The sequence below is a fragment of the Photobacterium sp. GB-1 genome (assembly GCF_003026165.1).
Lineage (GTDB): Bacteria > Pseudomonadota > Gammaproteobacteria > Enterobacterales > Vibrionaceae > Photobacterium.
Map to the genome: position 1 here is coordinate 224,397 of NZ_PYOB01000003.1, position 14,411 is coordinate 238,807.

Consider the following 14,411-nt stretch of genomic DNA (forward strand, 5'->3'; position numbering starts at 1 on the left):
GAAACAGACTTAAAAGCAGCACGACTCATCTTTGGTGACATGGTATAGCGCTTATTTTAGCCACTTATCGGACAGTAAACCGTGTTTGTATTGTGGTTCTTTTTTGATAAATATCGACTTACTTAAGAGGTAAGAGTGATGATTAATTGGCCGTGTTTCTTTAAGTTAGAAGGTGATGATGAACTCATTTACCTAGGCTCAGAAAGTGACTTAATGGATGAATGCCAGTCACTTATTTGGAGTGATGCAGATGTTATCGTCGATAGTGATGGTCAACAGTTTACGTTTGCTCTTTCCAAAAACCATACGTTTTGCTTTCAAATGAAAGGTGATCCTCTAACATTAGAGGTCGTTACAGCTTTAATTCAAGCCCATGAATTTTCAAAAGCAGAGATGTGTTTAACCAAAATTCAGTTTAGAGCAATAGATGATGCGATTGAATCATTGTCATTTTAGACCTTAGCATCAAGTTTATAAGTACGCCTATATTCACGCGGAGTCATATTCTTATATTGTTTAAACTGGCGGTTAAAATTGGCTTGATTTCGATAACCGACTTGCTCTGCAACATGAGAAATTGGGTCACGGCTTGATACCAATAATTCAGATGCATGGTTTAAACGAAGCTTTTTAAGGTATTGGCTAAAGGTTTCATTAAAATGCTGTTCAAATAAGCGATGAATAGTGCTTTCACTGGTACAGATAAAGTTAGCCACCTCTTCTAGGGTTAAAGGTTCTGCATAATGTTGATCAATAAAGGCACACAGACGCTCAATTTTCTCCTTATTGCATTGGTCATGGTTTTTGCTCTCGACATTATGAGAGAGTAAGGTTTGACTGGATTTGTCTTGGCAAAGCACTTCAAAAATATGAATTAATTTAGCCAACAGGTTAATTGGATCAAAATGTTTTTCATCGATAGCCTCGACGATAGTGATCACCTTTTGTGTTGTCTCTGGACTAAAGAGTAAGCCTTTCTCTGCGCGCTTTAACAGCGAGTCGACCTTCCTTAACTCCTGACAGCTGAACATCATATTCGCTATCCAGTCTTGCTTAAACCACACTACAAAAGTTTCATAGCCTTTGCTATCAGGTGGACTAATTGACTCGATGCCATGCGGCACATTAGGTGCAATTAAGATCATCGTGGCTTGATCGAAGTCATCTTGGTAGTGACCAATATGACAGCGTGAGCGGAAGTTACGGTGGATCAGTAACTCAAATTCTTTTTGGTGATAATGCCAACTAAACTCTTTTGCCGGCTCTAGGATCTTTTTAAATCGCCATGAGCAACCTATACGCTGTGGTACCTTTTCTAATGTCGCTTTCAAATTCTGAACCCCTAAGATGATTTTAACTAAAAAATAAGAACTGATAGAAAAGTATTATTTTCTAGCAACATAGTATCGAAATTACCGCTAAAAATACGGTTGTGATAAAAAAGTATTACTATCTGGTAAAAAAGTATCAAAGCTTGATTGGTGAAAAGATTATTGTATGGCTAAAGGCAAGCGTAGGGATAAACAATGAATGTTGTCCGTATACTTAAGGTGAAATATAAATTCCCCCTTATATTTCACCTGCCTTATCTATCCTCTATAAAAGGCATACATATATGGTTAATTTCGCTTATTTTCAGCGATTAGGTAAAGCATTGATGCTGCCTATCGCGACATTACCGATAGCGGCGTTATTGCTGCGCTTTGGACAACCCGATTTGTTAGACATCTCTTTTATTGCCAAAGCGGGTAGCAGTATTTTTGATAATCTTCCCTTAATCTTTGCTTTAGGTATTTCGGTAGGTTTATCAAAAGACGGCTCAGGTGCTGCAGCATTAGCTGGGGTTGTGGGTTATTTTATTTTGACACAAGCGACAACGGCTATTAATCCTGATGTAAAACTAGGATTCTTTGCTGGCATTATTGCCGGTATTATTTCAGGGCATGCTTATAATTATTCCTATCAAGCAAAAATGCCTGATTTCTTAGCGTTTTTCTCAGGGAAGCGATTAACCCCGATTGTTGCTGGATTGTGCTGTTTAATTATGGCTGTCGTATGCGGTGAAGTATGGGTATATGTGCAGCAAGGTATTGATAATTTCAGTGGGTGGATAGCTCATAGTGGCTATATCGGTGAATTTATTTATGGCGTATTAAATCGTGCGTTAATACCTTTAGGTCTACATTACTTCCTACATTCTGTGTTCTGGTTCAGTCTTGGCGAATGTACCAAAGTGTCGTATGAACTCGGTTCATCACTGCATCAGATTTGTTTAAACCCAAGTATTGTTTCACATTTATCAATAGGGCAAATGGTGCCGAATATTGATGGTTCAGTTATTACTAAGATTGCTGATATTACAACCCGTGGTGATTTAAATCGTTTCTTTGCTGGCGACCCAACTGCTGGTGTTTATATGGCGTGGGCATATCCAGTAATGATGGGCGGTTTACCTGGAGCGGCTCTAGCCTTAACGCTAGCATCTCCGAAAAACAAACGTAAGTTAGTCGGTGGAATGTTGTTATCACTTGCTTTTACAGCATTTTTAACCGGTATTACAGAGCCGATTGAATTTAGCTTCCTATTTATCGCGCCAGTTTTATACGGTATTCATGCACTGTTATCTGGTGTATCGATGGTGATTTGTAACTCACTGGGTATCTTACATGGTTTTGGATTCTCAGCTGGATTGATTGATTTTGTTCTCAACTGGGGACTAGCAACGAAGCCATCGTTACTGGTGCCATTAATTGGTGCTTATTTTGTGATTTATTTTGTGATTTTCTACTTTGTTATCAAGGTATTTAAATTACCTACACCTTCAGTTGATGATGACGAAAGTAAAGTATCACAAGAAGTCGGGCTTAATCCTGTGGCTTATATTGAAGCGTTGGGTGGCGAAAGTAATATTATCTCTGTTGATGCGTGTATTACACGACTTCGTTTAGGTGTGAATGACTGTAGTTTATTTGATGAAGAAGCACTTAAAGCCCTTGGTTCAAAAGGTGTAGTGCGGATTGGTAAGAAAAGTGCACAGGTAATTTTAGGTCCTAAAGCGGAATCTATAGCCAATAGTATTAAGGCGACGATGAGTTAAAATTTTGAGTTAATTTTTAAGCTAAAAGGAGTAACTGTCCAACAAGTTACTCCTTTTTTGTTTACTTTTTTCGATTAAATATTCATTTAAATGTCGTCTTAACCATTTGTAGATTGCACAAGGTTTAAGATGGAAGTAGAAATAAGTTTCTTACGCGTTGTCTTGCGCCATCCACTCAGCCACTTGCTTGGTATAGTAACTGACAATTAAATCAGCACCTGCACGTTTAAAGCCTGTTAATGTTTCGTATACCACACGTTTTTCATCAAGCGCACCTGCTAACGCTGCAAATTTGATCCCAGCGTACTCGCCACCGACTTGGTAAACAGCAAGAGGAAGGTGAGTTTCGCGACGAAGATTCGCAACAACATCAAGGTAAGGTGTTCCCGGTTTCACCATTAAAATATCTGCGCCTTCTTCTTCGTCAAGTAATGCTTCTTGTAATGCTTGACGACCATTAGCACAATCCATTTGGTATTCTTTGCGATCACCTGTTAATTCACAATCAACCGCAGTACGGAATGGGCCATAAAATGATGAGGCGAACTTAACCGCATGAGCAAGAATAGCCACATGCTCAAAACCTGCGGCATCTAACCCTTCGCGAATAGCTTTAACTTGACCATCCATCATGGCTGATGGCGCAAGCATATCTGCACCAGCACGGGCTGCCGTAACACTTTGTTTAACTAGTAGTTCTAATGTTTCATCGTTTAAAATATGTTCGTTATGGTAAACACCACAGTGACCATGCGTAGTGTATTCACAGAAACAAATATCAGGGATCACCATCATATCTGGGCATGCTGCTTTAATGGTTTTCACCATACGTGCCAGTAAGCCATCATCATTCCATGTATCGCTACCAATCTCATCTTTGGTGTGCGAAATACCAAAAGGCATAACATAACGCACACCCAGTTTATAAAGCGTTTTCACTTCATCTGCCAACAGAGTTTCAGGAATACGTGAGATCCCTGGCATCGTGCTGATAGGCACTTCTTCAGTTAACGTTTCTTCAATAAAGATAGGGTGGATCAGATCGGCTAATTTGAATTCGTGTTCACGAACAAGATCACGCATATTTTCACTGCGACGCATACGACGGATACGTTTTAATGGGGAAGTGAGTGTAGTAGTCATTGGATTATGTCTTTTAATAATAATTAGACATATATCATACAAATATTACAACGCAGATCAAATTTTTATGCAAAGAAAGTAGCTATTACAGCAATAGGAAGGTGAGTAGTTAGAGCGGTCATACTGGATATTTATAACTATTATTATAAAGTTAGAATTTATACTTTTAAGGTACAATTTAGAGAGAAAAAGAAGACATATAGCGATGTTAAATATAAAGAAAGCGAAAATTAGCTTATTCATCTTGTTGGTTTTATGTTTCTTAGTAGCCGGTTTTTTTGCAGGTCAAGCCTATCGTGAACACGCCGATCTTGCGAAAGAAAAATCAGAAGAAGCCGCTATAATAAAAGCGAGACTTGAACGATGGATTGACAATGATAATTGAACCATATAACACAAGTTTGTTTTTTCTTCATATCAGCTTACTTTGTAACATCTTCTCAAGAACGTAAAGGCCAACGATTATTTATAAAAGATAAATGTATTCTATTAGGTATCCCGGTTTTAATCTCATTAGTCGCTATTAATCCATTTATTGATAATGGTTTTATCAATAATTTCACCATTTTTATTAAAACTGGAAATATAGATCTTGGTGTAAGATGGTTTTGTTGGACACTAATTGTTTTTTCTATTGTTTACTCAATTGTTGTAAATAATAAAGCTATGGTAGAAGAGCGTATAGATTCACCATTCCCTGCTGTTTGGATAATTATTGTCTTTGCATTTATTTGGATACCTTTAAATTACATATTCTTATACTTACAAAACGTGGGTGGATATAATTTAATGGGCTTTCGTAGCTTGGGTAATTTCCCTGCTTATATGGCCATGTTTTGTTTAGGTATTCAAGCCTATAGATATCAATGGTTAGATAAGCTAACCGTTAAACATGCAAGTGTCGGTATTTGTATGTGGCTGTTCGCATTTATTACTATGTTTTACTTACACGCAATTAATAGCGAATACACTTCATCTTCATATGTGTTGATTAGGGGCTTTACCGCTATCGGTATGTCAATGTGTGTACTTTATGTATTTAAAACTTTTTTCAATAAAAATAATGACTGGACTAAATGGTTATCTAGAACTGCTTTTGCAGCCTATGTTTTTCAAGATATCGCTTTATATTTTGTCGCTAAGATTTATCAGCCCTTGATGACACAAACCCCACTGATTAACTTTGTTGTCGTAGGTATACCAAGCGTGATCATTGCGTTCGATTTAGCTGGTGTGATTTGTAAAACACCGAAGCTTAAAGAGATATTTTAAAGTGATTATTTGCAGTGATATAAGAAGAACAATGGATAAAGCCACAAAAGGAATGCAGATAATTTTACTCATTATTGCAATATGCTAGCTGGTGTTTTTTCTGGTAAACATTACCGCGAGCAAAAGAAGCCGCTATTTAAAAGATGAGGCTAGAAAAATGGATTGATAATAGTGAGTAAATTGGGTAGGAAATACACCTATTTATCTTATTGGTATTATAGTATTTATCGAGTATTCAACTTCTACACATAACATGGCGTGATGTTATACATAACATATCATTTATATATGATTACAATTGATTCCAATAAAATACATGTCAATATCATAAACTTTATCTTTATATGAGTTTGTCAGGCCAAATAAAAGTTAATGATAATTTTTTAATGGGTGGTTGAAGTGGTGATATTTATTTTAATATTCTTAATTATATTGTTAACTGTATATTGACTATGAGGGTAATTATATGAGCGTTATAAATTTTATTATCAAAGGGGTTATGTATCTAACCCCAATGTTATTATAAATCGCGCATAATAATTTCATAATATTCATCGGCTTCATTCATCATTTTACTTACGGTTTCTGCATCCTGTTGAGTAAGGATAATATCCCAAGAACTTTTTTTTGAACGTGTTTTATATATCAAATCAACTCCTGTATTTATTATCTTGAATGAAAGATGATGAAAATCGCCTTTTAGAACTTGTTGATTACCTTCTATCATTACTTCAATATCGCCTGTTGGACTAATGAAAACGTCAACCTCTGAGGTATTATTAGGTAGTTTAAAATGCTTATGTTCAATATACATATTCACTCCTTATATATCTGCCACAAAATTAAATCCAAAATCTATACCAATATTTAATCCTTTTATAACAATAAGTTATTTGTCACATATGTATGGATCCTATGATCTTGCACTTAAAGGGTGAGCTTTTGAACTATTCTGGTGCAGAATTTAACTTTTTATTGGACTGCTTTAGGGCTTTTCCACAACCAGGTTTATAGTTAGCGTAAGTTATAATTAAGCCTGATATTACAATGAAAATTGCACCAATGATGGTATATGTTGTTGGAATTTCATTGAAAAGCCAGTAGCCAAAAATACATGAAAACAATATCTGAAAATAGAAAAATGGCGCTACGTGAGAGGCTTCAGCCACGTTCATGGCTTTGATTAAACACAATTGTGACACGATAGTCACAATTGGAATTGTGAGAAAATAGGGTAATGCTGTTAATGTCGGTGTTTTCCAAATATCAGGCTGAGCAATGAGTAGTATTGTTGCAACTGAACCTAAAACAAAAAACGAGTTAATTAAAACAGAAATAAGAGATATTTTTGAGTCGATAGTCTTGGTTATCAGGTTATAGCCAGAGGTCGTTGCTGCAATAAGTAACGGCAATAAATAGACCCAATGCAAGCCATCGACATTAGTGGGATTGATAACAACAACTACGCCAATAAAGCCTAAGATTGTTGCGATAATTTTTGGTAAGGTTAGGGTTTCTTTAAAAAAAATGGCACCACCGAGCATATACGCTACACTGCTCATTTGTACAATAACGATATAGATTTCTAAAGGGATATATTTTAAAGAGATCACCGAAACTACAGCACAGGTTAGGAACATCGCAGCACGGATCAATAATTTACCGTTGGTGGCCAGTATTGCGGTTTTCGTCTGTTTTGGCATAAAAAGCAGCATAAATACAAACGGGATCGCAAAGCGGAAAAATACCATTTGAACGGGATGGTAACCATGCTGTATCAAATACTTATCAGCGCTGTCTTTAATAGTAAGTGATAGTGTCGCAATAATGATTAAGAGTGCGCCAAGCATATTATTGTATTGAGGTTTCATGATGTTCTAGCCATTTTGCTAAACGTTCTGTATACATATCAAAAAGTAATTATAAAGAGGTATGCTGAACCAGAAAGAAACCAGATGTGAAAATACTTGGATAAAAGCGAGATTTTAACTATTAGGTTACGCCATTGAAAAAAATTGATCAGTTAAAGCTATTACTATCTGTTGTCTATATCAGTATAGCGCCTAAGAATTTAACTCATTCTAATAGGAGAATGAAATCTTGGGAGACGGTTCTCGCTCTCACTATACCCTTTCAGATGGTACTTTTAACCATTAACATCATCCTAGAGAGTTTTTTTAGCGTTCATATTCCTATTGAATTGATGTTTGTTTTGATAGGGGCTGCTACTATTGGACCTGCATTGATGATTAATCATATTGTCAGTAAAATCGATAATGTAAAAAAAGCATGGAACTACATCGAAATAGATAAAGCAGACCGCAAAGAGACAGTCTTTTTTATCGGTGCGTTTTACTTTATTACTCCAATCATTTCGTTATTGCTTATCGTAGGGCTGGTAATTTGGCTTAAATGATCAATCCATAAACGTGCCTTTTACTTTTATAAAAAGATAAAGTGTCAGCGATATTTTCACTACTCCCTAATATGCCTATAATTATACAGAACATGGTAATGATTTTACTTATGGTGTAACACTTGTTGGTACACTAGTACCAAATTCTCACATGATAAATAAAACAGTCATTTATCAAACATTCAGTAAAAATGCGATTGATGTAATAACCCAATAAATTAATGGTTGGAACGCGCCAACTGTTGTTGAAGTAAATGATATTGGAAAAGATTATAATATTACGGTTCAGAATTTAACGGTAAATAATATTACCTTAAACTCTGATTCGGATTGTAATCGATTAATAAAACCATTTAATGTTTGTCAATTAAGCTTTAGCGTTAATAATGAAAAAGATGCTTTTATTGAGTTAGGCTCTTTAGGTAATTCACTAAAAGTGAATGTTGTTAATAAGACCAAATCTGATGACTTAATTCCATATCATCATGACAATAACGATAATTATAATGGTGGCGGTGGCGGCAGTCTTAATTTTATAGTTCTTTTTCTGCTATTTGGTACAGCTTTAGTGCGTAAACGTTGAGTTAGTAGGCAAGTAAAAATAATTTAAAGGTCACTTAGGTGGCCTTTTTTAATGGCTACATAATACAAAATTAATTCTCACCAAGATATTGCATGTAACACACTCAGTAAAACCTTGTATGAAAAATAGCCAGTGGTGTTTTTTGTTGCTCGCAAGATAATATCCTTTTTTGGAGGCGAAACAGGTGATTTACACATTATCTCTCAATGTGTTATGCGATAAATGGATGTAAATTTAGTTGTTTACTCTAAATGATCGATGTTGCACTTTTGTAAATAAATGCTTTGAATTGTTATGTTGTTGTGTATTATGCACTGGCTCGACAGCAAAATAGTGTTATTAGTAACTATCAAATTATAAAAATACAACATAACAATCGGAGATGAGCAATGGATAAATCGCTCTCAAAAAAGATCTTTGTCGGTCTTTTTGCAGGTCTAATAATCGGCACAGCAATCCAATATATTTTTAATGATATCGCACTCTTTGATACTTACTTATTAGGGGCAGCAGAAGGGGCTGGGGGGATGTTTGTATCCCTAATCAAATTGCTTGTTGTACCTTTAGTTTTTGTGTCTATTGTCTGCGGTATCGTGGAGCTAAAAGATGTTAAAGCTTTTGGTCGTCTTGGTGGTAAAACTTTTGCGCTTTACATTATTAATACCATTATTGCGATCAGTGCTGCGTTAGCTGTAGGTATGATTTTCCAACCGGGTAAAGGCGCGAATTTAGCAGGAAGCGTGTCTGAATCCGTTAAACTTACAACAACAGAAACGCCTAATATCTTTGATTTAGTGGTGAATATCGTACCAAGTAACCCAGTTCAAGCTTTTGCTAATGGTGACATGTTACAAATCATCTTTATGGCAATTTTAACGGGGCTTGCGATTCAAGCATTAGATTCACGTGGTGGTCCAGCTATTCGTACTTTTAAAGTAGCTAACGAAATTATGATGAAGCTGGTTGGCTTAGTGATGAGTCTTGCGCCATACGGTGTATTCGCGCTAATGATCCAATTAGGGGCAACACTGGATTCACATACGCTGTTATCTGTTGCAGGTTACGTAGCGTTAGTTGTTAGCATGTTGGTGTTCTGGATCTTCATTTTCTATCCAATGGCTGTAAGCATTGCAACGGGTACATCACCTAAGACATTTTTGCGTGCAACACGTGAGCAGGTTTTATTCTCGCTATCAACAGCAAGTTCAAATGCAACCATCCCAGTTACCATGCGAACCCTAACGGAAAAGTTAAACGTTTCGAAATCTGTTGCAGGTTTTGGTGTACCACTAGGCGCCACAATGAACATGTCAGGCGTATCTATTTATATTGCACTAGCAACCATCTTTGTGGCTAACGCATTTGGTCAACCTATTAACTCTTCAGATATTGTGACATTAGGTTTAACTATCTTGCTACTGTCTGTGGGCGCGGGTGGTGTACCGGGTGGCGGTATCGTGATGGTAGGTGTATTGCTTAACCAATTAGGACTACCTGCAGAAGGTTTAGCTATTGTTGCAGCTGTTGACCGTATTAACGATATGTTCTGTACGTCATCTAATGTAGTTGGGGATACGGCAGTAAATACCATTGTTGCTAAAACCGAAGGTGCTATTGAAGAGCCAGTAAATGCAGAAGTAAATCCTGCTTAAACGAAATTAACACAATGATAAAGCGGAGCTTAGGCTCCGCTTTTTTATAGTTGATGATTGATAATTCGGATTTTATAACTACTTACTGTTTATCTTTCCGTTCCCGTAAATCAATTTTTTCAACTTATTACATCGATTATTCAACTAAAATCAATCCAAGCGACTCTGAATAAAGCTGTAAAACAACTTGGTAATAAAATAGGCTACTGTGTTGAATTCGTTATAGTGAAAGTGCGTTTTTAACTGTGGTTTCAAATTCTTCTTGGGTTTGCTTATTCAATGTATCACTGAAGTAAACCGAGTCTTCACCAACAGGAACTCGTGCATCTGTAATTTTACCTTCGGCCACTGACAGTATGGCATCAGCGACTAAATCTGGTGAAGGTCCATTGTTGATCATATCTACAAGTTGAGGGAGAAGGGCGCTCGCTTGAGTGGCATAAGGCGTATCTTCACTTGTTGTTTTAGTGTTCGCTTTAAGCCCATTTTTTACAAATCCAGTTTTGAATAGACCTGGCGCGACCGTATGAACCTTAATACCAAATGGATTTAGTTCATAGCGTAACGAATCAGTAATACCCTCAACCGCATACTTGCTTGAGTTGTAATGAGTTAACAGTGGAAGACCCATCTTACCTAAGAACGAGCCAACGTTAATGATCATACCGCTTTCGGCTTCACGCATGAATGGAATTACTGCACGACAAGTTCTGAACACACCAAATACGTTTACATTGTATTGGAGTATGAGTTCTTCATCAGTCCCTTCTTCAACACTAGAAACGAGGCCATAACCCGCATTATTAACGAGAATATCAATTTTACCGCTATCTTTGACAATAGATTCAATAGCCGAATTGACGCTATCAGTATTTGTTACATCACAGATAACCGGCGTAATAGTTAGGTCATTAACAGTAAAATCATTTTTTAATGTCTCTCCAGTTTCAGCATTACGAACTCCTCCGTAAACTTTATATCCTTTTGCCGCAAAAAGTTTTGCTGTAGATAAGCCCATACCTGAATTTGAACCTGTAATAAATACCGTTTTCTTATTCATTTTAATATTTCCTTAATCTAGGTCAATAAAGTTGCATTTAAAATACACCTTTAAATTTACAGGTGTCAACAGTTTTGAGGTTTGCAGTGATATGGAATGCTGAATAGCGTTGAAAATCATGGTTTAGCCAAAGTCGAGTGAAGCTTTGTTGAATGTATACGGGGGAATAAATTTTACTGTCGTTGCAAAGTCTCTGTGGATTACAAATAAAATATATAACCCATAACTCCCAATAGTTAATTTAATAAATGTCCTTAAATTGATACTTATAGTCTAAATGTCGTTATTGGGTGCTCATTAAACCCATGTAAGATGTTGCTATCACATCGATATGGGGATAACAAAATGTTAAATACTAAAGACATTCGTAATATTGCGATTGTTGCTCATGTTGATCACGGCAAAACGTCACTTGTAGATCAACTATTAAGACAAGCTGATGCATTAACACGTAGAGAAAGCACACAACGATTAGTGATGGACTGTAATGCTCAAGAACAAGAAAGAGGCATCACTATTTTATCGAAAGTCACGGCAATCGACTGGAAAGGGGTAAGAATAAATATTATCGATACGCCTGGACATGCTGATTTCGGTGGCGAAGTTGAACGTGTTATAGATATGGCAAATGCGGTACTTGTTATTGTTGATGCAGTTGAAGGACCGATGCCACAAACACGATTTGTTGCTCAAAAAGCGATAAATAAAGGTTTGAAACTATTGGTTGCAGTGAATAAAGTCGATCGTCCAGAGGCACAGCCAGAAAAGGCAATTGATCAACTTTATGATTTGTTTGTAACGCTAGGTGCTGATTGCGAGCAGCTCGATTTTCCAGCAGTATCATGTTCAGCGAAAGAAGCATTTGCCTATGACACCTTTGGTGAGGCTGATACTGAAAATGGCATGGCGCCATTGTTAGATATGTTAGTTGAAAACGTCGCTTCACCAACGGTAACCGTTGAACAAGAACCTGTTATTCAAATTCATCAACTTGATTACTCAGAATATCTTGGTTTGATTGGGATAGGGCGTGTTATTTCAGGATCCTTTCATCGAGGCCAAAAAGTAGCAGTTAATGCGCCTGGTGAAGATGCACGTTTCTGTCAGATCAAAGAAGTCTATCATCAACAAGGATTAAGTCGTGTTGCCGTTGATTACGGTGTGGCTGGCGATATTATAGCCTTAACAGGGATATCTGATATTGCGATTTCAGATATTGTTACTTCACGTGGCAATGATGTTGAGCTTGAAGCACTAGAAATTGATACGCCAACTGTTTCTGTGAAATTTAGCGTGAATGATTCTCCTTTTTCAGGTCAAGAAGGTAAGGTATTACAATCTCGAGAATTAGCAGAACGCTTGTATCTCGAAGCTTCACACAATGTATCTCTGCATGTTACTGAGGCAGAAGAGGCAGGCGTCTATGAAGTTTCAGGTCGTGGTGAATTACACCTTGGGGTCTTAATTGAGAGTATGCGTCGAGAAGGGTACGAGTTCTCTGTATCTCGCCCGACGATCTTGTTGAAATCCGATGCAGGTAAGACGCAAGAGCCTTACGAGAAATGTTACGTTGATTGCGCCAATGAATTTATGGGCAAGGTTATTGAAGAGATGGCTTACCGTAAAGCACAATTCGAGCATAGTCAGCCATTGGATAATAGTCATCAACGATTATTATTCTTAGGGCCAAAACGTGGATTGTTAGGTATTAGACATACTTTACTAAGTTTGACCGAAGGTTCTGCAAGTATTCATAAGGAAGATGTTGGCTACGGTAAAAAAATCGTTGGTGATATTGGTTGTAGGCGTGAAGGCGTACTGGTTTCAAATGGTATTGGCAAAGCTTTAATTTACTCTTTATCTTCGTTACAAGAGCGAGGAAGGTTGATGATTAACCATGGTGAACAGGTTTATCAGGGGCAAATTATTGGAGCAGCATCTAATGACACCGATTTATGGGTGAACTGCCGCCAAGGTAAGAACCTCGTTCGGATGTGGAGAACAGTGGCAGATAAAAATTATGCCATGAAAGCCATTATGAATTTCAGTGTAGAGCAAGCACTAACGTGGATTAATAGTGATGAACTGATTGAGGTAACGCCAAAAGCTATTCGTCTTAGAAAAGCGATGTACAGCTATTAGTTTATAACAAAACAGGCTTAACCATTATTGTGCATAAGCGCATGTTTTAAAATAATTACACTTTAAGCCCAGCGAGTTTTGCTGGGCTTTTTTGTGTCTAACATTTATAGCAATAAATCTATTTAATTGTAGAGTTAATCCATTGCTTGTTAGGCTATTAATCTGTTATTTCTCATTGACTAAGTATTGTTCGAATGTTTCTAACTGCACTGGATTATCAATACCAAAGTGCTGTTTTAATATTTGATGAAAAGACGAGACATCATTGATAAAAGTTTCTGTAACGGCATCGGCGTGAGCTAACTTCAAACGGTTATTTAAAAGAATATTATTACCATACTCTGTTCTTGCCACGACAACTACCTGAGTTGTAAATCGTGAGTTGCTATGGGTGGATGCATAATGATTTGCATATTCAATGTCGCCATCACAGACATAACTCATATCTAAGCTATATTGGTTTATCCATTGCTCTTGAACTTTACATTGCAACATCATTCCAAAGAACGCATCTTCGATAAATCGAAAGGTTTGTTTCTCTTCTTTAAGCTCTTGATTAAACGTAATTGGTAGTGGTGCTCTGGGGGTATTTGAGCCAAAACCAGTATCAACAAGCCATTGTTGTTCATTGAAAGTCACAATATTGACTAAATGCCCGCGACCGGATGGATTTTCAGATAAGTGGACTCGAGCTAACTTTTTCTCCACATTAAATTGAAGCGTTTTAAGTACGCGATTCATTAAGCTATTTAATTCAAAGCAATATCCGCCTCGATTAGAATAAACGAGCTTATTAAAGATTTTATCTTCTTCAAGTTCGATCGTATAACCATTGACGATATCAAGATTTTCAAAAGGGATACTGCTATGTTGGCTTTGATGCAGAGCGAATAGAGTCGTTAAATCAGGGGATGTGTTTCCTTGAAAACCGATTTTTTCTAAATAAGCTGATAGCATTTCTTTATTCATATTGGATCTCTAAACTTGTTCTTGCTGAGGGAATGCTTCAATACATTCATTTGTTAAAGCGACTTTGCACCCTCAAG

At 36.8% G+C, this 14,411-nt stretch carries 14 protein-coding genes; 8 read left to right on the forward strand and 6 right to left on the reverse strand.

Features of this window, described 5'->3' with window-relative positions; translation table 11 throughout:
• The first annotated feature begins 138 nt into the window (after window positions 1–138).
• Window positions 139–456, forward strand: a complete 318-nt coding sequence (locus C9J45_RS05355) for a DUF4144 family protein (RefSeq protein ID WP_107292261.1) — start codon at window positions 139–141, stop codon at window positions 454–456.
• Here C9J45_RS05355 and C9J45_RS05360 read toward each other — a convergent pair.
• Window positions 453–1,331, reverse strand: coding sequence for an AraC family transcriptional regulator (locus C9J45_RS05360; protein ID WP_107292262.1), 879 nt, complete (start codon window positions 1,329–1,331; stop codon window positions 453–455). The genes C9J45_RS05355 and C9J45_RS05360 overlap by 4 nt on opposite strands.
• A 284-nt stretch (window positions 1,332–1,615) precedes the next feature.
• On the opposite strand from C9J45_RS05360, the gene nagE reads away from it, so the two are divergent.
• Window positions 1,616–3,097 (forward strand): N-acetylglucosamine-specific PTS transporter subunit IIBC, encoded by a 1,482-nt coding sequence (gene nagE / locus C9J45_RS05365; protein ID WP_107292263.1) that lies wholly within the window; start codon window positions 1,616–1,618, stop codon window positions 3,095–3,097.
• 150 nt (window positions 3,098–3,247) lie between these two features.
• Here nagE and hemB read toward each other — a convergent pair whose 3' ends face one another.
• The gene (gene hemB, locus C9J45_RS05370; protein ID WP_107292264.1) at window positions 3,248–4,240 is read right to left on the reverse strand and encodes a porphobilinogen synthase; all 993 of its coding nucleotides are present in this window, start codon (window positions 4,238–4,240) and stop codon (window positions 3,248–3,250) included.
• Between the two features lie 205 nt (window positions 4,241–4,445).
• Here hemB and C9J45_RS05375 point away from each other — a divergent pair, with 205 nt between their 5' ends.
• Both C9J45_RS05375 and C9J45_RS05380 read left to right on the forward strand, forming a co-directional pair.
• Window positions 4,446–4,625 (forward strand): delta-aminolevulinic acid dehydratase, encoded by a 180-nt coding sequence (locus C9J45_RS05375; protein ID WP_107247169.1) that lies wholly within the window; start codon window positions 4,446–4,448, stop codon window positions 4,623–4,625.
• A complete protein-coding gene (locus C9J45_RS05380) occupies window positions 4,622–5,512 on the forward strand; it encodes an acyltransferase (RefSeq protein WP_107292265.1) in 891 nt (296 codons plus the stop codon). The genes C9J45_RS05375 and C9J45_RS05380 overlap by 4 nt, the downstream gene beginning before the upstream one ends.
• Before the next feature lie 520 nt (window positions 5,513–6,032).
• Here the strand turns inward: C9J45_RS05380 and C9J45_RS05385 are convergent.
• Both C9J45_RS05385 and C9J45_RS05390 read right to left on the reverse strand, forming a co-directional pair.
• A complete protein-coding gene (locus C9J45_RS05385; protein ID WP_107207234.1) occupies window positions 6,033–6,326 on the reverse strand; it encodes a hypothetical protein in 294 nt (97 codons plus the stop codon).
• Window positions 6,327–6,459: 133 nt separating this feature from the next.
• Window positions 6,460–7,383, reverse strand: coding sequence for a DMT family transporter (locus tag C9J45_RS05390; RefSeq protein WP_107207233.1), 924 nt, complete (start codon window positions 7,381–7,383; stop codon window positions 6,460–6,462).
• Between the two features lie 134 nt (window positions 7,384–7,517).
• Between C9J45_RS05390 and C9J45_RS05395 the strand changes: the two genes are divergently transcribed.
• The 3 genes from C9J45_RS05395 to C9J45_RS05405 all read left to right on the forward strand — a co-directional run bounded on the left by C9J45_RS05395 (window position 7,518) and on the right by C9J45_RS05405 (window position 10,163).
• Window positions 7,518–7,928: a hypothetical protein gene (locus tag C9J45_RS05395; protein WP_146144064.1), complete on the forward strand. Its 411-nt coding sequence runs from the start codon at window positions 7,518–7,520 to the stop codon at window positions 7,926–7,928.
• A 436-nt stretch (window positions 7,929–8,364) separates the two neighbouring features.
• Window positions 8,365–8,511: a GlyGly-CTERM sorting domain-containing protein gene (locus C9J45_RS21890; RefSeq protein WP_158260217.1), complete on the forward strand. Its 147-nt coding sequence runs from the start codon at window positions 8,365–8,367 to the stop codon at window positions 8,509–8,511.
• Window positions 8,512–8,900: 389 nt separating this feature from the next.
• Window positions 8,901–10,163, forward strand: a complete 1,263-nt coding sequence (locus C9J45_RS05405) for a dicarboxylate/amino acid:cation symporter (RefSeq protein WP_107207231.1) — start codon at window positions 8,901–8,903, stop codon at window positions 10,161–10,163.
• 220 nt (window positions 10,164–10,383) lie between these two features.
• Here the strand turns inward: C9J45_RS05405 and C9J45_RS05410 are convergent, their stop codons facing one another.
• On the reverse strand, window positions 10,384–11,223 hold the full coding sequence (locus C9J45_RS05410) for an SDR family oxidoreductase (protein WP_107287586.1): 840 nt from the start codon (window positions 11,221–11,223) through the stop codon (window positions 10,384–10,386).
• A 345-nt stretch (window positions 11,224–11,568) separates the two neighbouring features.
• Here C9J45_RS05410 and C9J45_RS05415 point away from each other — a divergent pair, with 345 nt between their 5' ends.
• Window positions 11,569–13,365, forward strand: a complete 1,797-nt coding sequence (locus tag C9J45_RS05415; RefSeq protein ID WP_107207229.1) for a GTP-binding protein — start codon at window positions 11,569–11,571, stop codon at window positions 13,363–13,365.
• Between the two features lie 165 nt (window positions 13,366–13,530).
• Here the strand turns inward: C9J45_RS05415 and C9J45_RS05420 are convergent, their stop codons facing one another.
• Window positions 13,531–14,334, reverse strand: a complete 804-nt coding sequence (locus tag C9J45_RS05420; protein ID WP_107207228.1) for an arylamine N-acetyltransferase — start codon at window positions 14,332–14,334, stop codon at window positions 13,531–13,533.
• Window positions 14,335–14,411 lie beyond the last annotated feature (77 nt).